Source organism: Nitrincola nitratireducens (assembly GCF_000585235.1).
In the GTDB taxonomy this organism is placed as follows: domain Bacteria; phylum Pseudomonadota; class Gammaproteobacteria; order Pseudomonadales; family Balneatricaceae; genus Nitrincola; species Nitrincola alkalisediminis.
In genome coordinates, this window is the sequence record NZ_AONB01000002.1 from 139,030 (window position 1) to 162,422 (window position 23,393).

At 48.5% G+C, this 23,393-nt stretch carries 24 protein-coding genes and 2 pseudogenes; 16 read left to right on the plus strand and 10 right to left on the minus strand.

Translation table 11 applies throughout. The features are described from left to right. Positions 1-57: 57 nt before the first annotated feature. Positions 58-941: pseudogene (locus D791_RS21660) on the plus strand (iron chelate uptake ABC transporter family permease subunit). Beyond that, complete coding sequence (locus D791_RS03130) at positions 938-1,696, plus strand: iron ABC transporter ATP-binding protein (RefSeq protein WP_036507676.1); 759 nt, start codon at positions 938-940, stop codon at positions 1,694-1,696. Before D791_RS21660 ends, D791_RS03130 begins: the two are co-directional and overlap by 4 nt. On the opposite strand, the gene D791_RS03135 is transcribed toward D791_RS03130, so the two are convergent. Beyond that, entirely contained in the window at positions 1,662-2,594 is a 933-nt protein-coding gene (locus D791_RS03135) for a LysR family transcriptional regulator (RefSeq protein WP_036507679.1), read from the minus strand. The genes D791_RS03130 and D791_RS03135 overlap by 35 nt on opposite strands. A 150-nt stretch (positions 2,595-2,744) precedes the next feature. Between D791_RS03135 and D791_RS03140 the strand changes: the two genes are divergently transcribed. The 6 genes from D791_RS03140 to D791_RS03165 all read left to right on the plus strand — a co-directional run bounded on the left by D791_RS03140 (position 2,745) and on the right by D791_RS03165 (position 7,999). After that, complete coding sequence (locus tag D791_RS03140; RefSeq protein WP_036507681.1) at positions 2,745-3,779, plus strand: ABC transporter substrate-binding protein; 1,035 nt, start codon at positions 2,745-2,747, stop codon at positions 3,777-3,779. Positions 3,780-3,846: 67 nt separating this feature from the next. Next, positions 3,847-4,866, plus strand: coding sequence for an ABC transporter substrate-binding protein (locus D791_RS03145; RefSeq protein ID WP_081763698.1), 1,020 nt, complete (start codon positions 3,847-3,849; stop codon positions 4,864-4,866). A gap of 6 nt (positions 4,867-4,872) precedes the next feature. Then, positions 4,873-5,907 carry a FecCD family ABC transporter permease gene (locus tag D791_RS03150; RefSeq protein WP_036507684.1) on the plus strand — a complete coding sequence of 345 codons (1,035 nt, stop codon included), beginning with the start codon at positions 4,873-4,875 and terminating at the stop codon, positions 5,905-5,907. Continuing rightward, on the plus strand, positions 5,904-6,656 hold the full coding sequence (locus D791_RS03155) for an ABC transporter ATP-binding protein (RefSeq protein WP_036507696.1): 753 nt from the start codon (positions 5,904-5,906) through the stop codon (positions 6,654-6,656). Before D791_RS03150 ends, D791_RS03155 begins: the two co-directional genes overlap by 4 nt. 17 nt (positions 6,657-6,673) lie before the next feature. Beyond that, positions 6,674-7,111: a pseudoazurin gene (locus D791_RS03160; protein WP_036507699.1), complete on the plus strand. Its 438-nt coding sequence runs from the start codon at positions 6,674-6,676 to the stop codon at positions 7,109-7,111. Between the two features lie 9 nt (positions 7,112-7,120). Further along, a complete protein-coding gene (locus D791_RS03165; protein ID WP_036507702.1) occupies positions 7,121-7,999 on the plus strand; it encodes a DMT family transporter in 879 nt (292 codons plus the stop codon). A gap of 14 nt (positions 8,000-8,013) precedes the next feature. Here the strand turns inward: D791_RS03165 and D791_RS03170 are convergent, their stop codons facing one another. Continuing rightward, complete coding sequence (locus D791_RS03170; protein ID WP_036507704.1) at positions 8,014-8,940, minus strand: DMT family transporter; 927 nt, start codon at positions 8,938-8,940, stop codon at positions 8,014-8,016. Positions 8,941-9,789: 849 nt separating this feature from the next. Here D791_RS03170 and D791_RS21960 point away from each other — a divergent pair. Beyond that, positions 9,790-10,041: a helix-turn-helix transcriptional regulator gene (locus D791_RS21960; protein ID WP_202806804.1), complete on the plus strand. Its 252-nt coding sequence runs from the start codon at positions 9,790-9,792 to the stop codon at positions 10,039-10,041. Between the two features lie 235 nt (positions 10,042-10,276). Here D791_RS21960 and tnpA read toward each other — a convergent pair whose 3' ends face one another. Beyond that, entirely contained in the window at positions 10,277-10,684 is a 408-nt protein-coding gene (gene tnpA / locus D791_RS03180; RefSeq protein WP_420329333.1) for an IS200/IS605 family transposase, read from the minus strand. A 64-nt stretch (positions 10,685-10,748) separates the two neighbouring features. Here tnpA and D791_RS03185 point away from each other — a divergent pair, with 64 nt between their 5' ends. The 3 genes from D791_RS03185 to D791_RS03195 are packed head-to-tail and all read left to right on the plus strand — an operon-like array spanning position 10,749 to position 12,444. Continuing rightward, on the plus strand, positions 10,749-11,999 hold the full coding sequence (locus D791_RS03185) for an RNA-guided endonuclease InsQ/TnpB family protein (protein ID WP_237748494.1): 1,251 nt from the start codon (positions 10,749-10,751) through the stop codon (positions 11,997-11,999). Between the two features lie 20 nt (positions 12,000-12,019). Further along, entirely contained in the window at positions 12,020-12,247 is a 228-nt protein-coding gene (locus D791_RS03190) for an efflux RND transporter periplasmic adaptor subunit (RefSeq protein ID WP_036507710.1), read from the plus strand. An 8-nt stretch (positions 12,248-12,255) separates the two neighbouring features. Next, a complete protein-coding gene (locus D791_RS03195) occupies positions 12,256-12,444 on the plus strand; it encodes an efflux RND transporter permease subunit (protein WP_036507712.1) in 189 nt (62 codons plus the stop codon). Between the two features lie 95 nt (positions 12,445-12,539). Here the strand turns inward: D791_RS03195 and D791_RS03200 are convergent, their stop codons facing one another. Genes D791_RS03200 through D791_RS03225 form a run of 6 tightly spaced genes read right to left on the minus strand, consistent with a single transcriptional unit; the run spans position 12,540 to position 18,482 of the window. Next, positions 12,540-14,279 (minus strand): ABC transporter substrate-binding protein, encoded by a 1,740-nt coding sequence (locus tag D791_RS03200; protein ID WP_036507714.1) that lies wholly within the window; start codon positions 14,277-14,279, stop codon positions 12,540-12,542. Positions 14,280-14,338: 59 nt separating this feature from the next. Then, positions 14,339-14,611, minus strand: coding sequence for a DUF2160 domain-containing protein (locus tag D791_RS03205; RefSeq protein WP_036507715.1), 273 nt, complete (start codon positions 14,609-14,611; stop codon positions 14,339-14,341). Positions 14,612-14,622: 11 nt separating this feature from the next. Beyond that, complete coding sequence (locus D791_RS03210; RefSeq protein WP_036507717.1) at positions 14,623-15,417, minus strand: carbohydrate ABC transporter permease; 795 nt, start codon at positions 15,415-15,417, stop codon at positions 14,623-14,625. 14 nt (positions 15,418-15,431) lie between these two features. After that, the gene (locus D791_RS03215) at positions 15,432-16,301 is read right to left on the minus strand and encodes a carbohydrate ABC transporter permease (RefSeq protein WP_036507719.1); all 870 of its coding nucleotides are present in this window, start codon (positions 16,299-16,301) and stop codon (positions 15,432-15,434) included. Continuing rightward, positions 16,291-17,391, minus strand: a complete 1,101-nt coding sequence (locus D791_RS03220; RefSeq protein ID WP_036507720.1) for an ABC transporter ATP-binding protein — start codon at positions 17,389-17,391, stop codon at positions 16,291-16,293. The genes D791_RS03215 and D791_RS03220 overlap by 11 nt, the downstream gene beginning before the upstream one ends. 2 nt (positions 17,392-17,393) lie before the next feature. Beyond that, positions 17,394-18,482 carry an ABC transporter ATP-binding protein gene (locus D791_RS03225; protein ID WP_036507723.1) on the minus strand — a complete coding sequence of 363 codons (1,089 nt, stop codon included), beginning with the start codon at positions 18,480-18,482 and terminating at the stop codon, positions 17,394-17,396. Between the two features lie 591 nt (positions 18,483-19,073). Here D791_RS03225 and D791_RS03230 point away from each other — a divergent pair. The 4 genes and pseudogenes from D791_RS03230 to D791_RS03245 all read left to right on the plus strand — a co-directional run bounded on the left by D791_RS03230 (position 19,074) and on the right by D791_RS03245 (position 21,841). Next, complete coding sequence (locus tag D791_RS03230) at positions 19,074-20,744, plus strand: sigma-54-dependent Fis family transcriptional regulator (RefSeq protein WP_237748495.1); 1,671 nt, start codon at positions 19,074-19,076, stop codon at positions 20,742-20,744. Between the two features lie 186 nt (positions 20,745-20,930). Further along, positions 20,931-21,101: pseudogene (gene tdh, locus D791_RS03235) on the plus strand (L-threonine 3-dehydrogenase); the annotation flags it as partial. Positions 21,102-21,224: 123 nt separating this feature from the next. Further along, a complete protein-coding gene (locus tag D791_RS03240) occupies positions 21,225-21,521 on the plus strand; it encodes a nucleotidyltransferase domain-containing protein (RefSeq protein WP_051514090.1) in 297 nt (98 codons plus the stop codon). Continuing rightward, positions 21,518-21,841 (plus strand): hypothetical protein, encoded by a 324-nt coding sequence (locus D791_RS03245; protein ID WP_036507727.1) that lies wholly within the window; start codon positions 21,518-21,520, stop codon positions 21,839-21,841. The genes D791_RS03240 and D791_RS03245 overlap by 4 nt, the downstream gene beginning before the upstream one ends. On the opposite strand, the gene glpD is transcribed toward D791_RS03245, so the two are convergent. Beyond that, the gene (gene glpD, locus D791_RS03250) at positions 21,838-23,379 is read right to left on the minus strand and encodes a glycerol-3-phosphate dehydrogenase (protein ID WP_036507730.1); all 1,542 of its coding nucleotides are present in this window, start codon (positions 23,377-23,379) and stop codon (positions 21,838-21,840) included. The genes D791_RS03245 and glpD overlap by 4 nt on opposite strands. Positions 23,380-23,393 lie beyond the last annotated feature (14 nt).

Genomic DNA, 23,393 nt, shown 5'->3' on the forward strand with positions numbered 1-23,393 from the left:
CCCAGTATACGTCTGTGGTTGCTGTTGGGTGGTGTTATCCTCGCCAGCCTCCTTTTTATGACACTCAATGTGCGAGCTGGCTGGGCATTTACACTGCCCTTTCGCGGCGAAAAACTCTTGGGCTTGCTGTTGGTGGCGTATTGTATCGCTATCTCGACGGTGTTGTTTCAGACCCTTACCCATAATCGTATTTTAAGCCCCGGCATCATGGGGTTTGATTTTCTCTATTTGTTGCTGCAGTCGCTGATGGTGTACAGCTTTGGGACGGTTTTTTTCAGCCAAATATCCCCTTCTTTAAAATGGATCGGTGAAGTGCTGGTGATGGTCGGTGTCATGTGCCTATTATTCTATTGGCTGTTTATTCGTCAACAGCGTCACCTGCATGTACTGGTCTTGGTCGGGATTATTCTGGGCACCTTGTTTCGCAGCCTAAATGCCATGATTGCTAGGTTAATGGATCCGGTTGAATTTGATTTGCTGCAGGATGTGATGTTTGCCAGTTTCAATCAAATGGATTCAGCATTGCTGGGTGTGTCTGCGCTGATGGCGTTACTTGTGTCTGTTTTGGGATGGCGATACCGTCATGCCTTGGATGTATTGGCGCTGGGCAGTGATCAAGCGTGAATCTGGGCTTAAATCCACGTCGATTGATGATGCTGATTTTGATCGCAATCGCAATATTGGTTTCGGTCTCGACGGCGTTGGTGGGGCCGGTAACCTTTTTTGGATTGCTGGTGGCCAACCTTGCGTATTCGTTAGCCGGTACTCATCGACATGTGTATGTATTGCCGATGGCTTTTGGTTTAGCGGCAATTATTTTGATTGCCGGGCAGGCGGTGTTGGAGCATTTGCTTAGCTTTGGAACCGGGTTGAGTGTGATTATTGAGTTTATAGGTGGACTGTTTTTTCTGATGTTGGTGATACGGCAGGGTAGAAGATGATCGAGGTAAATGGGCTGAATAAGGCCTATCAAACACAAAAAGTCGTTGATCAGGTGAGTTTTCAACTGAAAGGCGCGGGTGTCACAGCCATCATCGGTCCAAACGGTGCCGGAAAATCGACGCTACTGGGGTTGATCAGTCGTTTGCAGCATCCAGATCAAGGTTGGGTTCGTGTGGATGAGCTGGATGTTCATCACTGTGCGGGTGATCGTTTAGCGCAAACTCTGGCGATTTTACGTCAGGAAAATCAAATCAGCACACGTTTGACGGTCAAGGACTTGGTTAGTTTTGGTCGATATCCTTACAGCAAGGGACGGATCAATGAACAGGATTTGTATAAAATCGAGCAGGCGCTGGTGTTTCTGGACTTAACCGACCTACGTCATCGTTATCTGGATGAGCTGTCCGGCGGGCAGCGACAACGCGCCTATATTGCCATGGTGCTGTGTCAGGATACTCGTTATCTGCTCTTGGACGAGCCACTCAATAACCTAGATATGAAACACGCCGTTGGTATTATGAAACTGTTGCGTCGTGCGGCAGATGAAATGGGCAAGCAGGTTGTGCTGGTGCTGCATGATATTAACTTTGCTGCCACCTACGCGGATTGTATTTTAGCGATGAAGGAAGGGCAATTGGTGTATATGGGCAGCCCTGAGGTCGTCATTACGCCTGAGATCATGCTGGACTTGTATGATCTGGAGATGACCATTCAGCAGGTTAGGGGCAAGCCAGTTGCGTTTTATTATAGCTAACATCGAAGGTTTGAGCATGAACTTCATCCATGCATTCAGCGAATGACTGAATGAGGTCTGCGTTGTGTAGGTTCTGATCATGGCAAAAATAATACGAAATAGGTGTTTGAGGTAAAAAGGGTTTGATGCAGAGACCTGTTTTTCGCCAATAGGCTGTTGCAGGATGAACCAGTCCCACGCCAAACCCAGATTCAACGAGGTTCATGACCAACGAGGCTGTGGTTGCGTTTATCGTGAGTTTTGGACTGCAATTAAACTGATCAAATAGTTTGCTTTGTACTGCACTGCATAGGTCATTTGGATTGTAGTCAACGAACTCAAACTGATGAAGATCCTGTGCATGAATGACGTCTTTACTCGTGAGTGGATGGTCTTGCGGCATCACACAGACTAAGGAGGAGCCCAACACCGTCTCAGAGACAAATGCAGGGTGATTAATGGGGGTTGAAATAATGCCTACATCCAGTTTTCGGCTAATGAGTAAATCTTTGATCATGGCGGTATTCCCCGTCATCAGAGAAAGATGGATCGTCGGGTGTCGTTGACGAAACGCTTTACACACCTCTGCCGAATAGCGACTCGCCAGTACAGGCAGGAGTCCAATTGAAAAGACTCGAGGACCTTCTTTTTTTAAAAGCTTTATTTCTCGACCCAGTTGAGACAGTTCGGTAAAGACGCGATCGCTGTGTTCGTAGAGTTTTAGTGCTGCAGGTGTGGGTTGCAGGCGTCCAGAGCGCCGTTCAAACAAGGTCAACTCAACATCCTCTTCCAGTGCTGAAATGAGTTTGCTAACGGCGGATTGGGTGATAAACAAACTATTGGCTGCGCGGCTGATGGATCCATGCTTAATAACGGCTCTGAAGGCTTCCATTTGACGAATATTGAAACTATCACACATACGTTGCCAGCCTATTGAACGCAAGTTGAGAAGGGGGTATTCCGTTTAGGAAAGTTGACTTAATATTAAATCAATTGATAATCATTAGCAATTGCAAGGATAATAGCCTTCTGATTAAATCACGCAGTGTTTGAACTGAAGGAGATCTACATGGCAGTTATATTTTCACATCCTATTTCACGTGCCTTGCTAATGGGCAGTCTGATGACTGGGCTTTCGAGCGTCGCTATCAGTCAAACGCAGGAATTGTCTGAAACACTTGATAACTGTGGTTATCAACTGAATGTGAGTGCTCCTCCTGAGCGAGTCATTACAGTTGGGCAAGCCTCTACCGAGTTGCTATATCGCTTGGGGTTACATGAAAAGGTTGTGGGAACGTCTAACTGGTTTACGGATGTTGCCCAAGAGTTTGAAGAGGTGAATGCCAATATTGAACGCTTGGCGGATAACTTTCCGAGTTTTGAAAGTGTCGTGTCAAAACGGCCCGATCTTGTCACGGCTGATTTTTTGTTCAGCGTAGGACCTCAAGGCGTGGTTGGTACACGTGAGCAGTTTCATACATTAGGTACCCAGACCTATGTAATGGCCTCACAGTGCTTGGATCAGGATTCCAGCCGTGGTGTGGATGGCGTTCGCACGGCAATGTTTACACTGGATAACCTATATAAAAGCATTCGTGATTTAGCAACAGTGTTTGATGTACAGCCAAAAGGTGAAGAAATCATTCGTGACATTCAGCAACGGGAAGCGAACGCTATCGCTAAAGCGGCTGAGCAGAATCTTGGTGATGTGTCCGCTGTATTTTGGTTTTCCAGTGCTGCGTTAGAAATGGATCCTTGGGTTGCAGGTAGTCAAGCGGTTCCTGGCTGGATGATGTCCACGTTAGGTATACGCAATGTTGTTGAGTCGAATGAGGTCTGGCCATCTGTTGGTTGGGAGTCAATCGCCAAGGCTAATCCAGACTTTATTGTCATTGCACAGATGCAGCGTCGTCGTTTCGAAGCCGATGATTACGAGAAAAAATTAGAATTTTTGCGTACAGACCCCGTGACGCGCCATATGGATGCTGTGGTGAATGATCGCATCATCATTATGGATGCGCATGCGATGGAAGTGACTCTTCGTTCAATAGAAGGTTTAGAAAGGTTAGGGGCGGCGCTAGAGACGTTTAAGAATAAGAGTTGAGTGAGCCGTTGTAGCGTTAAGAGCCCCTCTTAACAGCGGAAAATCATCAAGATTGAAGAGAATAGATATGTCATTTTTATTTGGGAAATTGTCTCGGTTTATCACCATAACGGGCGTTTTAGTGGGGGCGGTAACGCTCAATTATAGTCAAGCGTCAAACTTTCCTTTGGAAATAGAAAACTGTGGTAAAACTGTGCAGATGAGTGCTCCACCTGAGCGTGTGATTACGGTTGGGCAAGCCTCCACTGAGTTGCTGTATCGCTTAGGTTTGCATGAACGGGTGATCGGCACGTCTAACTGGTTTACGGATGTTGCCGACCAGTATGAGGAGGTCAATGCTAAGATCGAGCGCTTGGCGGATAATTTCCCTAGTTTTGAAAGTGTTGTCTCTAAACGCCCAAATCTTGTGACGGCAGATTTTCTGTTTGCAGTAGGGCCTCAGGGCGTAGTCGGCAACCCTGAACAGTTTCAGTCACTTGGGATTGCAAGCTATGTGCTTGACTCTGAGTGTGTCGGGTCGAACTCGGATGGTTCTCCAACGGCATTTCGCTTGGACAGTTTGTTCCAGAGTATTCGAAATCTTTCAAGTATGTTTGATGTGCAAGCGCAGGGCGATGAGCTGATTCGTGAGATACAAGGACGTGAAGCGGCTGCCATTGCAGACGCTCAGCAGCGTAATCTGAATACTCTTTCTGCCGTGTTTTGGTTTTCCAGCGCTGATATACAAATGGACCCTTGGGTTGCCGGAACAACGGGGGTACCTGCTTGGATGATGTCAACCTTGGGCATTAAAAATATCATCGACGCTCCGGAAGAGTGGCCTTCTGTGGGCTGGGAAAGCATTGCCAGAGCAAACCCAGATGTGATCGTTATCGCAGACATGACTCGTCGTCGCTTCGATGCCGATGATTATCAGAAGAAGTTGGAATTTTTACGCTCAGACCCTGTGACACGCCAAATGTCAGCTGTCGTGAATAATCGCATTGTTGTCATGGACGCTCATGCAATGCGAGCTACGTTGCGTTCGATTGAGGGGCTTGAGCATCTGGTCGAGGCCTTGAGCCCAATGGATTTGGCTGGGAAATAGTTGCACATGTCCACACTTGTTTTGCACAAAACCGCCAGCCTTGTGATTCAGTTGCTCAGAGGCTTATTGCTGGCGGCCAGTATTCTTCTGGCGGCTATTTTACTGGCCGTAACCATTGGCGAAAGTTCGATTAGCTTGCGGACGGTGTATCAAACACTGGCCAACAAACTTTTAGGTGCTCAGTATGCCGTTGATCTCATCGATGCCGGTATTCTATGGGAGTACCGCTTGAGCCGAGCTGTCATTGCCTCTTGCTGTGGAGCTGCTTTAGCGGTGAGCGGCGTAATTTTACAGTCGTTGTTACGAAACGTCCTGGTTGATCCCTATATTTTAGGGATCTCTGCGGGGGCCTCTGCCGGGGCTGTCGCTGTCACGATTGTGGGCATAGGTGCTGGTATGCTATCTATGTCAGCAGGGGCGTTCTTGGGAGCGCTGCTGTCATTCGGTCTCGTGTTGGCACTTTCCCGAGTCACAGGACAGATCATCTTGGCCGGAATAGCCGGGGCTCAATTGTTTCATGCACTTTCGGCGTTAATGATTACCAAATCAGCTAATGCTGAGGCCGCCCGTGGAATCATGTTTTGGCTGTTGGGGAATCTCAGTGGTGTGCGTTGGGGAGATGCTTGGCTTGCGGTTCCTATCGCTCTCATCGGTCTGGCCATCGCTCTATACTATGCCCGCGCTCTGGATGCCTTTACCTTTGGGTCGGAGTCTGCAGCGTCGTTGGGGATTCCAGTAAAGCGAGTGAGGTTAATTTTGATATTGGTAACGGCATCCATGACAGCCGTTATGGTGTCGATGGTTGGATCAATAGGTTTTGTAGGGTTGGTGATTCCGCATGCTGCACGCTATCTCGTCGGGGTACGTCATGCTGTGCTACTGCCTGTTTCCGCCTTGATGGGGGCTGTGTTTCTAGTTATGTCCGATATTCTTTCTCGTATTGTCGTGCCCGGACAAGTTTTACCCATTGGCGTAGTGACGGCCTTGATTGGCGCACCTGCCTTTGCCTTGATTCTGATTCGGGGGGCGAAGCACAAATGATTTCGGTCCAGAATGTCAGTTATCAACTGCGTGGTAAAACCTTGATCAGCCCGCTGTCCTTTGAGGTGCAGCCTGGTGAGGTTCTGGGATTGATTGGCCCTAATGGCTCGGGTAAATCAACGCTCTTACGCTTACTGGCGGGCATTACTCAGCCAAGTCGTGGTGAGGTCTTCTTAAAGGGGAAAGCGATACATCAGCTCCAACGAGGAGAGGTTGCACGCCAGATGGCCTTTGTGACACAGCAAGCCGAAACACACGAGCATATTCAGGTTCGTGATGCTGTTGAACTGGGACGGACGCCTTGGCTTTCTCTGCTGAACCCTTGGTCAGAACGGGATCGTTGCATTGTCGACGACGCCATGCACGCGCTCAGTATTCAGCACCTTGGGGATCGTATTTGGCAGACTCTTTCGGGTGGCGAGCGCCAGCGCGTTCATCTGGCCAGAGCTCTAGCGCAGCAACCTGAAATACTGCTGCTGGATGAGCCGACGAACCACTTAGACATTCAAAATCAGCTGGCTATTTTGCAGTTGGTCGAGACGTTAAAGACGACCATTGTCGTTGCTTTGCATGACTTGAATCAGGCCGCTCGCTGTGATCGTTTGATCATCATGCACGCCAGTCGTCTGGTTGCGATCGGTAAGCCTGAAGAGGTGCTCACACCTGATCGTATTTGGGACGTGTTTGGGGTAAATACTCGAACAATTCATGACCCTGAACTGCAACGACCCTTACTTCATTTTTTCTAATTACATAGGATACTCCAATGAGAACATTGCTATTACTGGCGTGTGTGCTGTTTATGCCGTATCTCGCGGCTGACACCCTTCACGAAGTGAAAATGCTCAATATGAATGCAACAGGTCCGATGCCATTTGAGCCCGATTTTTTGGCGATTAATCCAGGAGACAGCATTCGATTCATACCGGAACATCGGGGGCATAATGTCGGAACGATAAAAAACTTTATCCCTGAAGGTGCCGCAACATTTATGAGTAAAATAGACGAAGACTTTACAACGCAGTTTACCCTTGAAGGATGGTATGGGCTGAGATGTCCGCCCCATTACACCATGGGTATGGTTATGCTGGTCAAGGTTGGCAATCCATCGATTGATCAGCTGGTTCTCCCAGATGACCTGCCCGCTGCAGCATTAGAGCGTTTTAATACGATTATTGATCAACATGTGGCTGTGACAAGGTAATTCTCAGACATGAACGCTTGGAAGGGTATTTCGCTACGGCTCATTGCGACGGGTTTATTTGCCGGGATGGCGCTCTGTGTGAAGATCGCGTCAGCCGACGCGCCAGTGGGGCAGATTGTCTTTTGGCGTAGCAGTATCGCCTTGATTCCCATTGTGCTCTATTTGATGTGGATGAATGCCTTTCCAACGGCCTTGCGGACGCGGCATTGGAAAGGACACCTCTCGCGCAGTGCGTATGGTTGTCTAGCGATGTTTCTATCCTTTATTTCCTTGGCGTATTTGCCTTTGTCCTTAGCCGCTGCACTGGGCTTTTTGGCTCCGATTTTTGCGATTCCCTTGGCGGTTATGCTGTTGGGGGAAAGGCCCTCTTTTTATCTGGTCATCATGGTATTGACAGGGTTTTTAGGTGTTTTGATTATCTTATATCCTTCTTTGGAATCGCCTGATATGACCAAAAGCACGTTGCTGGGGTGTATGGCAGGGTTGGCGATGGCAATTACCACCGCCGTTGCAAAAGTGAAAATCAAACAGCTAACGCACACAGAACATGCGGGTAGCATAGCCTTTTATTTTGCACTGATTTGCAGCCTATTTGGCTTGTTGACCGCTTTCTTAGGGTGGGCACCATTGGATACGCACACCCTCTTTTGGCTTATCAGTGCAGGTTTATTTGGAGGAGTAGCCCATGTTGTTATGACAGAAGCCATGGCGAGAACATCGGTTTCTACGCTCGCAGTATTTGAATACACGGCGATCTTTTGGGCGCTCGGGCTCGACTATAGCGTCTTTGGCGGCCTGCCCGATCCCATCGCTCTGGTCGGTGTCGTGATCATTGTCTTGGCGGGTGTCGGTGTGCTGAAAATAGAGTCACGACCTGTAAGGGGGTAGTTGTTAAGCGAGGCTTAGTTCGCCGTTTTCATCCCCTTTTCTTCAGCCATTTTGGTTGTTGTAGGTTTTACCGAGCCCCCTTTAATAAACATGACCCCGTTACCCACCAAAATCATAACTAGACCGAGCACGGCTGGAAGTGTCCAGACATAGCCTTCGAAGAGCGTGGAGATACCCAAAGCGACCAGTGGGAAGAGCAGAGTGGCATAGGCGGCTTGGCCCGCCCCAATGCGTCCAATCAGCGCGAAGTAGGCGCCAAATCCTATCACTGAGCCAAATATTGCGAGATAGAATAAAGCGCTTAAATAACTAAAAGACGTATCCAATGTGAAAGGCGTACCCGTGAGCAGGACAATCGCGAGCAGAGTGAGGGCGCCATACGACATGGCATAGGCATTAGTTGAGAGTAAATCCAGTCCCTTGCGTTGATGGCGCAGACTAATCATATTGCCCAGAGAGAACCCGTAGGTGCCAAGGAGTGCACAGCCCAGTCCGAAGAGAACGTCCAGATTGAAAGACTCGCCCGTGAGATCTGGCCAGAAGAGTAGCAGCATGCCGATCAGACCTAATCCATTTGCCAGATAAATGCGCGAAGTAATGGGGAGCCGAAAGAAAATCACGCCATTGATGGCATTGAACATCACGGCCATGGAAAAAACGACCGAGTTCAGCCCCGATGTGATGTATTGAGTCGCCGTATAAAAGAGTAGAAAGTTGAAGCAAAAAACACACATGCCCTGCATCAGACAGAAAAGATGATCACGGGGATTAATACGGCGCAGTTTTCCAAGTACGGCAAGACACGTCAGCAAAAACAATGCGGCCAGCGCAAAGCGATAGAATACCGAGACAGTGACAGCGACTTCACCAAGTTGAAATGCAATAGCGATCCAAGTGGTGCCCCAAATTAAAACCGTAGTGATATACAAAAAAGCGTTCATGTTGATCCTCGAAACCTGCAGCTGATCAAATCTTCTGCGATGGTTATGTATTGGTGATGTGTCACTATAGCGAGGATGGCTGTGTTTGATCTTGCAGATTGCTGCACTTAACTTTCATATTCTTGCGCTTTTTTAACAGGTAGGGATGATGTCTGCTTGGCAGCAGCCGGAGGGATGTTTAGTATCCTGAAATAGGAGAGGCTAACATTGAGCAGGGGGCGTTATGCATTCACACTATCAAGTTTTTAAGCAGATGAGTCGACACAAACCCGTGTTGAAAGCAGGCTCTAGCCTTGAGAACGGTATGGGATTGGCGCGCTGGTTTAATGACGATGATCATATTGCTCTGGACAAGTCAGAGCATCACACATTGAGCCTGTACGTTGCCGATGGCTTCGAGTGCTACCGCAAAACACCACATGGATGGCGCAACGGCGGTGCGCCCGGTCGTTTTTGCCTGATGCCAAAGGAGCACGAGTCCGCTTGGGATATTCGCGGCCCACTGGAGTTTGTGCATCTCTATTTCACGGACCAGCACCTCAATACCCTGACTGAACAGGTGTGGGACAAGTCGCCATCCAGCCTGTTGCTTGATGAAATGCATTTTGCTGAAGATGCCAGTATTACCCTTCTTTACCATCAGTTTTTGTTAAATCTAAATTGGCAAGAGCGCAGTGATCAGCTGGCCCTGAGCAGTGCGACAACCTTATTACTGATTCATTTACTCAAAACCTATGCTCAGTGCAATTGGCAGCTCCCTCAGACACGGGGCGGATTGGCACCCTATCAACTCAAGCGTGTGCGTGAGTACATCGAAAGTCATTTGAATCAACCTTGTTGTTGCGAGACTTGGCGGCTCAGGCATGCCTTAGCGAGTACCATTTCTCGCGCATGTTTCGTCAGAGTCAAGGCCTGGCGCCGCATCAATACGTGTTGCACAGACGCCTACAGCGGGCCGAAATGTTGTTGAAAGAGACGTCCTTGCCCTTAGTGGATATCGCCCTGGAATGCGGGTTCAGCTCATCGAGCCATTTATCCAATCGATTTCGGCAGGTGAAGGGTGTGCAGCCTTCATATCTAAGAAAATCACTTACGGTCTAAACAAATACTGTCGTTATAAAGACATCTCAAATGTATAGACTTAACCAGTCTTGTTTGAGTAGACATGACGGTTGGAACAATATTCAAATGTGTACTAGTGTTTCTGAAGAGGTTGTTCGTCCAGCCCGTATTGAAAGGGTGCAAGCTGTATTAGCAAAACTCCGCGTAAACCCTCGCCCAATCGGGCGGGGACAGTGTGCCCCTTGGGTATACAAGCGGGAACCGCGCAGCGGTTCTATTCTGGTGTAGCCTGACTCTGCACATACTCTCTCAGTGTTTCGATAGTTGCCCCGCCTGCACTACAGGCAAAGTAGGAACGTGACCAGAGCGCTGCGCTTTTGCTTTGCCGGGGTATGTGGGTATTGAGTATGCGTATCCGGCGTGATGAAACCGATTTCAGGTTGTTCACCATAACGCTGATCGCCAGCTTCGGCGGATAGGCTATCAGCAGGTGAACGTGATCCGCTTCACCGTCCATTTCCAGCAGGCCACACTCCAACTTCTCGCAAGCAGACTCAAACGCTTCACGTAGTTGCTCAATCATATAGCCGTCGAACAGTTTTCGCCGGTACTTGGTGGTAAAGACCAGATGCACAACCAGCTTGGTGACGCTGTGGCGTTTTCGGAGGTAATTTGAAAGCAACTCTTTGTTATGCGCACTCACTTGAAATATGACCTTACTGGCTTATAATAACTGAATCATATCAATGAGCGCTGAAATGTTAAAGGCCACGAAAGTACGCATCTACCCGACACCTGAACAGGCGGAATTTCTCAACCGCCAGTTCGGTTCTACGCGGTTTGTGTACAACAAGGCGCTGCATATCATCAGCTCACAGTACAAACGCCACGGCCTGAAGCTCAAGGCCAAGAAAGACCTTAAGCCGCTTTTGGCGGTGGCGAAAAAGTCCCGCAAGTATCACTGGCTCAAGGATTTTGATTCGATTGCACTCCAGCAAGCGTGCATCAACCTCGATAAAGCCTTCCAGAACTTTTTTGACCCGAAGCTCCCCGCCCGTTACCCCAAGTTCAAGCGCAAGCATGGCAAACAATCCAGCTACCACTGCATGAGTGTGAGTGCTGGTGAAAACTGGATCAAAGTGCCGAAGATGAAACCGATTAAGGCGCGGGTTCACCGTGAGCTGGACGGAAAGCTCAAGAGCATAACTCTGTCGCGCACGGTAACAGGGAAATACTATGCCTCGCTGTTGGTCGAAGACGGCTTGGAAACACCTGCCCCATTGCACACCGTTGATACCGTGCTGGGCGTTGATATGGGACTAACCCATCTTGCTATCGACTCCGAAGGAAACAAGACGGCAAATCCCCGTTTCCTGAAACGCGCCCAATCTAACTTGCGACGCAAGCAAAAGGCCCTGTCCCGATGCCAGAAAGGCAGTAAGGGCCGTGCGCAAGCTTGCCTTAAACTTGCCAAGGCGCATGAGCACCTAGCGAATGCCCGTGCGGATTTCCAGCACAACCTGTCCCGACAACTTATTGATGAAAACCAAGCGGTGGTAGTCGAGACCCTAAAAGTAAAAAAACTGCTGAAGAACCGGAAATTGGCGAAGCACATCGCAGACGCAAGCTGGTTCAGCCTGATTCAGAAACTGGAATACAAGGCGAAGGAGCAGGGCAAACATCTGGTCAAAATCGACCAGTGGTTCGCCAGCTCCAAGACCTGCTCCTGCTGTGGGCACAAGGTAGACACCCTGCCGTTGTCGGTGCGTAACTGGTCGTGCCCTGCTTGTACAGTAGAGCTTGATCGCGACGTAAACGCCGCGATCAATATCCACCAGCAGGGTGTTATCAAACTACGGGCCGAAGGACTGTCGGTTCCTGCCAATGGAGCTTGCGTAAATCCGGCCACGCGCCGGTTGCTGCCTGAGAAGTTGGAAGCCTCGCCCGTCAGGGCGGGGAGCAGTCACCCACAGATCTTGTTTTCAACGGAACACTAAGGTCGGCACAGCGTGCTGAAATGGCATTCAAAGTGGCGGGCCGTATCGAGGAGATTCGAGTCAATGAGGGACAGTTGGTTCAACAGGGCGATGAGCTTGCGCGCTTGGATGATCGAGAAATCAGGGCGGCATTTAACTCAGCACAAGCTGAGTTTACATCGGCGGATAACGATTATCGTCGAGGGAAAGCTATTTTTGACAGTACCCAAGCCATTATGAAGGGGAAGCACACTATCCGGCCGTTGTAGAGGCCTGTTTGAGTCGAGCACGACCGGTGGTGCTGGGGGCATTAACCACCATTTTAGGTGTGGCTCCGCTCTTAGTGGATCCTTTCTTTAAGAGTATGGCCGTCACTGTTATGTTTGGTCTTACCTTTGCGACAGCCTTGACGTTAGTTGTTTTACCGCTCTTTTATGTTCTGGTATTTCGGATACGTCCAACTTAAATCGCTAAGGCGTATTGCCTTGATGAATCACTGTTGGTTTAAAAAATTGGCGGCCTCGGGCAAATGAGGCTGCCAATTTTAGATTTCACTTACACTTAATTCCCCGCTTCTAACCAATTGGCCATTAACTCATCATATGGCAGAGTCCGGCCCTGTTCTTTTTCATTTTCTAAGCGTGGCTTAGGTGCGCCCGGTTGAGCAAACCAGTATTCAGGGTCTCTTGGTTCATTCAATACAGGGGCATATTGTGAAAAGACATTGGCACGTGCCAGGCGCATCATGGTGTTGTCCATCGCTGCGGCTAGATTATCCAGCGCTTGTTGAGCCGAAATTTCACCGCTGACGGCCGGTGCAAGGTTTTGCCACCAAAGCGGAGCCAAGCGGGGGTAGTCAGGGACGTTGGTTCCTGTCGGTGTCCACATGCTTTCATTCGGGCTGCGGTAGAACTCAATTAAACCACCAAATTTGGGAGCCAACTCTGTCATGGCATCGGATTCGATGTCAGAACGGCGAATCGGTGTTAAACCGCGAATGGTTTTCTCCAAGGAAGTGGTTTTGGCTACAGTGAATTGCGCCCATAACCAAGCGGCGGTACGGCGATCTTCAGGTGTTGAGTTAAAGAAGGTCCAAGCGCCCACGTCTTGGTAACCGACTTTCATCCCCTCTTGCCAGTATGGGCCAACAGGAGAAGGAGCCATACGCCATTTTGGGTTCCCCTCATCATCGGTCACTGGCAATGCTGGATCCGTCATGTCCGCAGTAAAGGCAGTGTACCAGAAGATTTGTTGAGCGATGTTGCCTTGAGCGGGAACGGGGCCTGCCTCACCAAAGGTCATGCCTTGTGCTTCTGGTGGAGCATAGTCACGCAGCCATTCCACCATTTTACGCACGGCGTATTCAGCCGCTGGTGAGTTGGTGGCACCACCACGAGACACGCTAGAGCCCACAGGATTTCCGGTTTCGTTGACGCGAATACCCCAGTCATCGACAGGGTTCCCAAAGGGCACACCAGGGTCACCCATACCTGCCATGGAAAGCCAGGAGTCATGGAAGCGCCAACCCAACGACGGATCACGGCGGCCATAGTCCATGTGGCCGTAGACGCGCACGCCATCGATTTCTTTTACATGGTTAGTGAAGAAATCCGCGATGTCTTCATAGGCCGACCAGTTTAAAGGCACGCCTAAATCGTAACCGTATTTTTCTTTAAATTGCTGTTGCAGGTCTTCACGTTCAAACCAGTCGGCACGGAACCAGTAGAGGTTGGCAAACTGTTGAGTGGGCAGTTGGTAGATTTTGCCATCAGGCCCTGTTGTGTATTGAATACCGATGAAATCTTCGAGATCCAGCGTGGGCAGGGTGTAGTTTTTCCATTCGTTCTCCATCGCATCCGAAATCGCGATGGTCTTACCGTAACGAAGATGGGTACCGATGGCATCGGAGTCGTTTACAAACGCATCGTAAATGTTTCGATCCGATTGCATCTGGGTTTGCATGGTATCAACAACATCCCCCTCACTGATGATATTGTGTGTCACCTTGATACCCGTGATTTCACTAAAGGCTCTGGCCAGCACATTGGCTTCATACTCGTGAGTGGTTAAACCCTCGGCGACGGTTCTGATTTCCATACCACGGAAGGGCTCAGCGGCTTTAATAAACCATTCGAGTTCAGCCAACTGCTCTTCTCGGCTTAAGGTCGAGCGTTGGAAGTTGCTATCGATCCATCGCTCGGCGGCAGCTCGATACTGATCCGCTTGGGCATGCAATTGCGCACTGGCAAATAATAAGCTGGCCGCAAGAACAGAAAGGCGCATGGTTTTATTGTTTTTCATATCCACCTCATTTTTATTAAAACGACGTCCTTTTCAATTTTGGTCCGTCCTGGTTTTCATTAACCCCAGCGCATCAGGATCGCCATCCATATGGCGGAAATGGCTGTGGCTACTAAAATTGATAAGTCGGTAAATCCAACAATGCCTAAATGAATAAAGGCACTGGTTAAGAGTCCAATAAACAGGCGGTCTCCACGTGTGGTTTTAATCGGAAGAAACCCTTTTCGCTCAATTGAGGGCGAAACGTATTGCCAAATTGACATGCTTGCCAAAATCAGCCCGATACCGATAAAAAAGCCTGCTGTGGGCGTGGTCCAAACCATCCAGCTCATGATATGTCTCCTTAGGTTCGACCGAGGGCAAAGCCCTTAGCGATATGGTTACGAACAAAGTAAATCACAAAAATACCGGGGATAATGGTCAGTACGCCGGCGGCAGCTAAGACGCCCCAGTCAATACCGGATGCGCCAACGGTACGGGTCATAATGACCTGAATAGGCTGGGCCTCTGTCGCCGTTAAGGTTCTGGCGAGGAGCAATTCAATCCACGAAAACATGAATAAAAAGAAGGCCGTCACACCGATCCCTGAACCAATCAGAGGGATAAAAATCTTGGCAAAGAAGCGTGGAAAACTGTAGCCATCGATGTAAGCCGTTTCGTCAATTTCTTTCGGCACGCTGCTCATAAAGCCTTCCAAAATCCACACGGCAAGTGGGATGTTGAATAGACAGTGGGCGAGGGCCACGGCGATATGGGTATCAAAGAGCCCGACGGATGAATACAGCTGAAAGAAAGGCAAAACAAAGACGGCCGGTGGTGCCATTTTGTTGCTGAGCAGCCAGAAGAAAAGGTGTTTGTCGCCCACAAATTTGTAGCGAGAGAACGCATAGGCTGCGGGCAAGGCAACGGTTAAGCTAATGACCATGTTGAGGGACACATAGATCATTGAGTTAATGTAGCCTTTGTACCAGCTTGGGTCTGTTAGAATTTTTTGATAATTCTCAAAGGTGAAGTTTTGCGGCCAAAAGGTGATGGCACCCAGGATCTCTTGGTTGGTTTTGAACGACATGTTCAATAACCAATAGATGGGCAGCAAAATAAAGAGAATGTACACAATTAGCGCGATACGGGATTTCATAAGGCGATCCTTTATTATTTTTCTTTTTGCATGTTCATAATGGTGGTGTAGAACACCCAGCTCACGGCTAAGATGATCAAGAAGTAAATAATCGAGAAGGCCGCTGCAGGTCCAACATCAAACTGACCGATAGCCATGGTCGTCAGGGCTTGGCTTAAAAAGGTGGTTGAACTGCCCGGACCGCCACCAGTTAAGACAAAGGGCTCGGCATAGATCATGAACGAGTCCATAAAGCGCAGTAAAATACCGATGATTAAAACATTGGTTAGCTTGGGCAATTGGATGTAGCGGAAAATAGCCCAGCGCGAGGCACGGTCAATGCGTGCCGCTTGGTAGTAAGCCTCGGGGATAGAGCGCAATCCGCTGTAACAAAGCAAGGCAATCAGAGGTGTCCAGTGCCAAACATCCATCAGAATAATGGTGGCCCAGGCATCCACAGGGTTGCGTGAGATGTTATAGGCAACGCCCATTTCGCGCAGGCTCCAGCCCATCAGGCCAATGTCACTGCGTGTGAAAATCTGCCAAATGGTACCCACCACATTCAAGGGTATGAGCAGGGGAAGTGCAATTAACACGAGACACAGGGACGCCGCCATCCCTCGCTTTGGCATGAGCAACGCGATACCGATACCCAAAGGAATTTCGATGCTGAGCGTGGTAAATGAAAACATAAACTGCTTCATTAAAGCACTTTGTAGCGCAGCATCATTCAAGATGGCTTTGAACCACTCGGTTCCGACAAAATAACGAGTATTGGTGTCGAACACATCTTGTACCGAGTAGTTAACAACGGTCATTAATGGGATGATCGCGGAAAAAGCGACCAATACGAAGACTGGCAGCACTAGGAACCAGGCTTTATTGTTTTCGATTTTATTCATCATCAGCCTCCACGAGGTATTCGTTCACGTATACCTTCAGCCACTGGTCAGGAAAGCTGATCCAGGCTTTGTGCTTAGGAATGCGTTGATCTTCATGTAAACGTGCTTTGAGCAGTTGGTTTCTGAGCTTGAAGGTCATGATGTGGTAAGTGCCTAGGTCTTCACTGTCAATCACATCCACTTCGTAGGCTTCATCGTTCTTTTTGTCCCAAACATGAACAAACTCAGGACGTATCCCCAGCTTGATCGACTCATAGGGCAAATGCTGAATCTTATCGAGAATCTTTTCGGGCACCTTCAGCTTCATGTCTTCAAACACGAAGTGCTGCTCTTCAAGTTGCACATTCATAAAGTTCATCCCTGGGCTGCCAATGAAGTAGCCAACGAAGGTGTGCTTGGGGTTTTCGAAGAGTTCGTGGGGTGAGCCAAACTGAACGATTTGGCCTTCATACATCACCGCAATTTTGTCGGCGAAGGTGGCGGCTTCCAGCTGGTCGTGGGTGACGTAAATCATGGTGATGTTAAATTGATCGTGAATTTGCTTGAGCTTGCGCCGCAGCTTCCATTTTAACTGTGGGTCAATCACCGTGAGGGGTTCGTCAAATAAAATAGCGGACACATTGTCCCGAACTAGGCCACGCCCCATGGAGACCTTCTGCTTTTCATCAGCGGTTAGGTTTTTTGCTTTTTTATGGAGTAGAGGGCTGAGTTCCAGTATGTCGGCAATTTCATGGACTTTGGATTGGATTAAGTGTGCCGGTGTTTTCATATTCCGCAGAGGGAAGGCGAGGTTATCAAACACGGTCATGGTGTCGTAAATCACCGGAAACTGAAACACCTGAGCAATGTTGCGCTCCTCAGGAGGTAAGCTATTGACCTTGACGCCATCAAACAGAATTTCGCCGTCAGAGGGTTCAAGCAAGCCTGAGATAATGTTCAGTAGGGTCGACTTACCACAGCCTGATGGTCCGAGTAGGGCGTAAGCGCCCCCTTGCTCCCAGACTTGATTCATTTGCCGTATGGCATAGTCTTGGGGGGCATTTGGCTTTCTGGAATAGGTATGCGCGAGGGCATTTAAGACGATTTCAGCCATGGTTAAACTCCTGAAATACGGGCAGGTGCATGAATCAACTGACCCTGCAAATCAAAGGCGTAGAGTTTGTGCGTCGGAAAATAGATGGTAATTTTTTCATCGACAGCATACTCATGAACCCCCGGTAAATGTAAAACCAAGGAAAGATGGTCATTGCGCACATGCAAAAAGGTCTCTGATCCACTAATTTCAGCGAGGTCAACGGTGACCGGAAGTTCTAGGTCATCGTCCGCATGCGGGACTAAGCCGATATGCGATGCGCGGACACCGAGGTTGTACATACCTGGTGTGAGATGGTTTAAATCTTTGTTCAGTTGGAAATGCACCGTCTCATCAAAGGTCACTTCACTCTCGGTGACTTTACTTTTCACGATATTCATCGGTGGCTCAGAAAACATCACCGCGGTTTCGATGGACGTCGGACGGTGATACACCTCGGCTGTTTTGCCATGCTGCAAGAGCCGTCCTTCATGAAGCACTGCGGTATTTCCACTTAATGCGAGGGCTTCATTCGGCTCAGTGGTCGCGTAGACAGCAATACAGTTGCGTTGTCTAAAGAGGCTGCGCAACTCTTCACGGAGTTCTTCACGCAATTTATAGTCGAGGTTGACTAGGGGCTCATCAAACAAAATCAACTCGGCATCCTTCACCAAGGCCCTTGCCATGGCCGTACGCTGCTGCTGTCCACCTGACAGCTCAAGGGGTAGCCTATTTAAAAAGGGCTCGATGCGCAGCATTTTGGCTGTTTCATATACGCGCTCTTTAATCTCTTTCTCAGACATTCTGGCGAGACGCAAAGGGGAGGCGATGTTTTCAAATACGCTTAAATTGGGGTAGTTAATAAACTGTTGGTAAACCATCGATAGGTTGCGTTCCCTAACAGGCTTGCCCGTCACATCCGCACCGTTCATGATGATGCGACCTTCAGAGGGCTTATCGAGACCCGCCATTAAGCGCATTAAGGTGGTTTTACCGGCCAGCGTTCGGCCAAGCAGTACGTTGAAGGAGCCTGGTTCTAATGTCATGTTGATATTAGAAACCCAAGTCTGTCCCTCAACGATTTTCGTTACATTTTCTAACACTAAGGACATGTTTACACCCATAGTTATTGTTATGTTTATGACGACTGGGTAAGAATCTCTATATAGAAAGCAAGGGGCGTGCCATAAAAAGAAAATCCGATTTTTAATATTTAACTGCATGATTTGTTTTGTTTTTTAATGGAGTGGTCTAATAAAATGAAAATCCATAGCCGTTCGGAACTGTTAAATAACTGTTCATAAATGATCAATTATGTTCATTTGTGTTAACAGTGAACACTTTTGATCAAAGTGGCTTTACATTTTATTCGTTTGCTTTCAAACTAGGGAAATCCTTTAGGGGATCGCGTGATCCTAATTCATAATAAAAAGAACAGCGCTTATGCACCCAGTATCTGAAACAGATGAGTCCTCCTTGTCTCATAAAGAGGTGATTGAAGCTTCTTGGTATCGCTGCGAGTCTTATGGCTTGTCTCATGGAAGTGATCCTGATTTTGGGGAACGCCAAGCCGGAGAGGTCTCAGCGCTACTGGATCAACATCACAATTTGGTTAAAACAACCGAGAGTGAAGTCTTACCCTATTATGAAAATATCCTGACGAACTCCTCTTGTATTATTGTCTTGGCCGATAGCGAGGGCAGGTGCTCAATACTTGGGGAGCCTCACGTTTTTTGCCTCGGATGCAGCATGGCTTGTTACCCGGTCATTTGTGGAAAGAAGAGGGCGTGGGGACCAATGCCATCGGAACGGCATTAGCGACGGGGCAAGCGGTGCAAGTCAATCGTGATGAGCATTTTCTACGCGCAAACCGCTTTATGGCAGGATCGGCTTCGCCCATCTTCGACACACAAAAGTCATTAGTGGGGGTGCTTGATATCTCCACGGATGCCTATTTACCTCAAGATCATACCTTGGGGTTGGTCAAACTCATGTCGCTCTGTGTTGAAAATCAACTGATACTGAGTGCGTTTCAAGACAACTATCATATCTTAACCATCAGTACTCACACGCGCAGCTTGGACAGCCATTGGGCAGCCTTGGTCGTGATCGATTCGGAAGGCGTGATTATTTCGTCCAATCGACGTGCGTCGATTATGTTATCGGACCATTTGGCGTTGATGAACGTTGAAGAATTGTTTGGTTGTCGTGTTCGTGACCTCATCAATCAGCCGGCCACCGTTCCTTTATCCTTGATGGTTCAAGGGCGCTTTCGAGTGTGGGTTCGTGTGCAACCCCCCGCTAAGCCTTCATTAGCCTTGGTGCTACCGGATTATCGAACGCATGCCAACTATGAACAACCGAAAGCGCAACTTCAACCGAAAGCACAGCCCACACCCGCCCTAACCAACTCGCTGCCAGACGATGTCATCCCCTTTGACGAGCTAGAGCAGGGCGATGACACCCTACGCAAAGTGCTGCATCAGGCCAAGAAGATCATTGAAAAAGACATTCCGATTTTAATCTCCGGCGAAACTGGGGCAGGTAAAGAGGTGTTAGTTCGCTCTCTGCATTACCATAGCTCCCGGGCCAATGCCTATTTTGTGGCGGTGAATTGTGCCTCAATTCCAACGGAGTTGGTTGAATCTGAACTCTTTGGGTATGAAAAAGGTGCTTTTACTGGTGCCAGCAGTCGTGGCTACCAAGGGCTGATCCGCCGTGCGCATAAAGGCACCTTATTTTTAGATGAAATTGGCGAAATGCCGATCCATGTTCAAGCACGATTATTGCGTGTGTTGCAGGATCGAATTGTTACCCCACTGGGTTCGACTGAGTCGTATCCGGTTGATATTCGTTTGGTGTCGGCGACGAACCGAGATTTAAAGCACGAAATCGCGGCGGGCCGTTTCCGTCAGGATCTCTATTACCGTATCGCTGGACTCAATCTTGAAATTTTGCCCTTGCGTCAACGGCAAGATAAAGCAGCCTTGATTCAATATATCTTTAAGCGTATTTGCCGAGAATACGAGTCGGCGGGCATGAGCCTAGAGGTGCGGAGGCTGTTAGAGTCTCACCCTTGGCCTGGCAATGTTCGGCAGCTGGTCAATGTATTGAAGGTCGCTTTAGCCATGGCCGATGGTGAGTTGCTAGAACTCGAACATTTACCGCTCGATATTCTAGAGGAGATTCGCCTTTCTCCCAACTCAGAAATGGACGAGGACAATACCGATGGTGACTCGGAGGATATGGATACGTCTTGCAATTTAGCCGAGCAGATCCCTCAGCTCTATGCGCGTTTTGGTGGAAATATCTCCAAAACCGCTCGTGCAGCGGGTGTGAGTCGCAATACGGTGTATAAGTATCTGAATCTTTAAGGCTAAGGTGGATTTACGCGTCTTGAACGCTAGACACTTTGGCGTGCAGAGGGTTAATCTTATGGCGTGACTCATTCTAATAATAAAGGAGATAGGAATGTCCAACGTCTGTTGTAGGACACAACGATCTGTTGATCCGCATTCGAAAAACCGCCATCTGTGGCACAGATGTTCATATTTATAATTGGGATGAATGGTCGCGAAATGTTCGAGACTTGGTACAAAATGGCGGCCTTGATTCAGTCAGGACTGGATCTCACGCCGATGATCACCCACCATTTTCCGGTAGACGAGTTCCAAAAGGGCTTCGATGTGATGCGCTCAGGGCTGTCGGGTAAGGTGATTCTGGAGTGGTGATTGATGAGGCTATGTTGCAGTATTGACTTTGTTGGAGTGTTTATCGTGTAAGTGTAAGCTGATGGCTTCAAACTTGTAGCTGAGCTTTTTAAAGCCTAATATCTTTAGATAAAAGGAGGGGCTGTGAGCAATAACGTCAGGCTAAGCCAAGAAGAACAAGATGCAATTCTATCCATTCTGCATGAAGCTGACCCAGAGGGTGAAATTTATGTTTTTGGCTCACGTGCTGATTTAAATAAGCGTGGTGGAGATATCGATGTTTTTTTCCAGACGAACAAAAAATTGACACTAAAGCATCGGTTGATATTGGAATACCGGATGGGCTCAAAGTGTAATACAAAGGTCGATTTATTGGTTAAGAACATTGATGAGCCAGATCAGCCTATTCATGATATCGCTAGACAAGGTGTCCATTTATGAATTCGAATGCTGTTAAGTTGCTTCGTTCTAACCTGTTGGCCTGTGAGCAGCGTATTCTAAAGCTTCAGTATTCTCTCGACAAAGTCGCTGCTTTATTTCCGCTTACACATAGCACCGCTTCGTTATTAAATGATGAGCAAGAAGAATCGATAGATGCTTTAATTTTACGTTACTCTCAGTCTGTTGCCATGATTCAAGATCATATCTTTCGTGGTATTGCTTTAGTAGAGCAGGAGGATATTTCAGATAAATCCAATCGTGAAAATAAATTATCAGTACCGACATCTACAAACTACCGAGCCTCTATTGGCGCTGCTTAAGCACTAACTGTTATTTGAGAACCAGATTCTTCACTCTGCCCAACGCCCAAATAGGTTTGAATCATTCCAGATATCTCATTTTGAATATCTGGAGCCATGCCGATGCCTGTTTTAGTCCGTCTCCAGATCACGTCTTCCAGGCTCCTCGCCCATTCGTGTTCAATCAAGTAGCGAACTTCTTTTTCAAATAGAGGGCCAAAACGGCGCCCTAAATCCGATAGCTGCTGTGCATTCGCTAACCAATTTTTGGCAAGGCTTCCGTAGGTGGATGCCAATCGGCGTGCAGTTGTTGTGTCCAAAAATGGGTAAGCTCGTTTGAGCTCAATGGCATAGGCTTCAGGTGAGGCCACACCTTCAGCGCCTGGCAGACGGGCGTGGTGAGTCCAGCTGGGTGTTGTCTCTGGAAAATACGCCTGTAAGGCATTCACGGCGGCTTCGGCCAGTTTGCGATAAGTGGTGAGTTTGCCACCAAATACCGACAGCAAGGGGGCCTGTCCTTGGCGATCTTCAACTTCAAAGTGATAGTCGCGTGTGACTTTAGCGGCAGCCTTTCCTTCCTCGCGCTCACCCTGCATTAAAGGACGCACGCCGGAGTATGTCCAGACGATGTCATTTCGGGTCAGTGGATAGGTGAAATAGTCACGTGTGATCCGAATAAGGTAATCGATTTCATCGTCATCTATCTCAGAATGACGCGGGTCGCCAACATAATCAACGTCAGTTGTGCCAATGAGCGAGTAATCGTCCAGATAGGGGATAACGAAGACAATGCGGCCGTCTTGGTTTTGTAGAATATAGGCCTCTTCTTCAGCATGAATTTTGGGCACGATAATATGACTGCCTTTGACCAGACGTATCCCTTTTCCAGGTTGTGTATTTTCAACCTTGCTAAGTACTTGGCTGACCCAAGGGCCTGCGGCATTGACCAGTGCTTTTGCACGGAGGGTGTCGCGCACGCCTTGCGGGTTTTCAAACTCGACTACCCATACATCCCCTTCTCTAACAGCACTGGTTACTCTTTGACGAGTGACAATGTGAGCGCCTTTTTGCTCAGCAAGCTTCGCGTTCATGATGACTAAGCGCGCATCATCCACTCGACAGTCGCTATACTCAAATCCACGTGTGTACGTTGGGTGCAAAGGACCTTTCTCTGGGTCAAAGCGAATACCCTTTGACGCTTGCAAAGACACGCGTTTACTCAAGTGATCATACAGGAACAAGCCTGTTCGAATCATCCAGCCTGGGCGCAGCCCTGAGTGATGGGGGAGTTTAAAGCGTAACGGCGTAACCAAGTGAGGTGCCATGTTCAGTAGCACTTCACGTTCGGCAAGGGCTTCTTTAACTAAACGAAATTCATAATGTTCAAGATAGCGTAAACCGCCATGTATCAGTTTTGAACTCCAAGACGAAGTGGCGCTAGCAAGGTCTGATGCTTCGATGAGGGTAACGGATAAATCTCGGCCTGCTGCATCTGCCGCAATACCGACACCATTTATACCACCGCCAATCACAACAAGATCTTGAATAGGGTTGCCCATGTTTGCCTCTACAC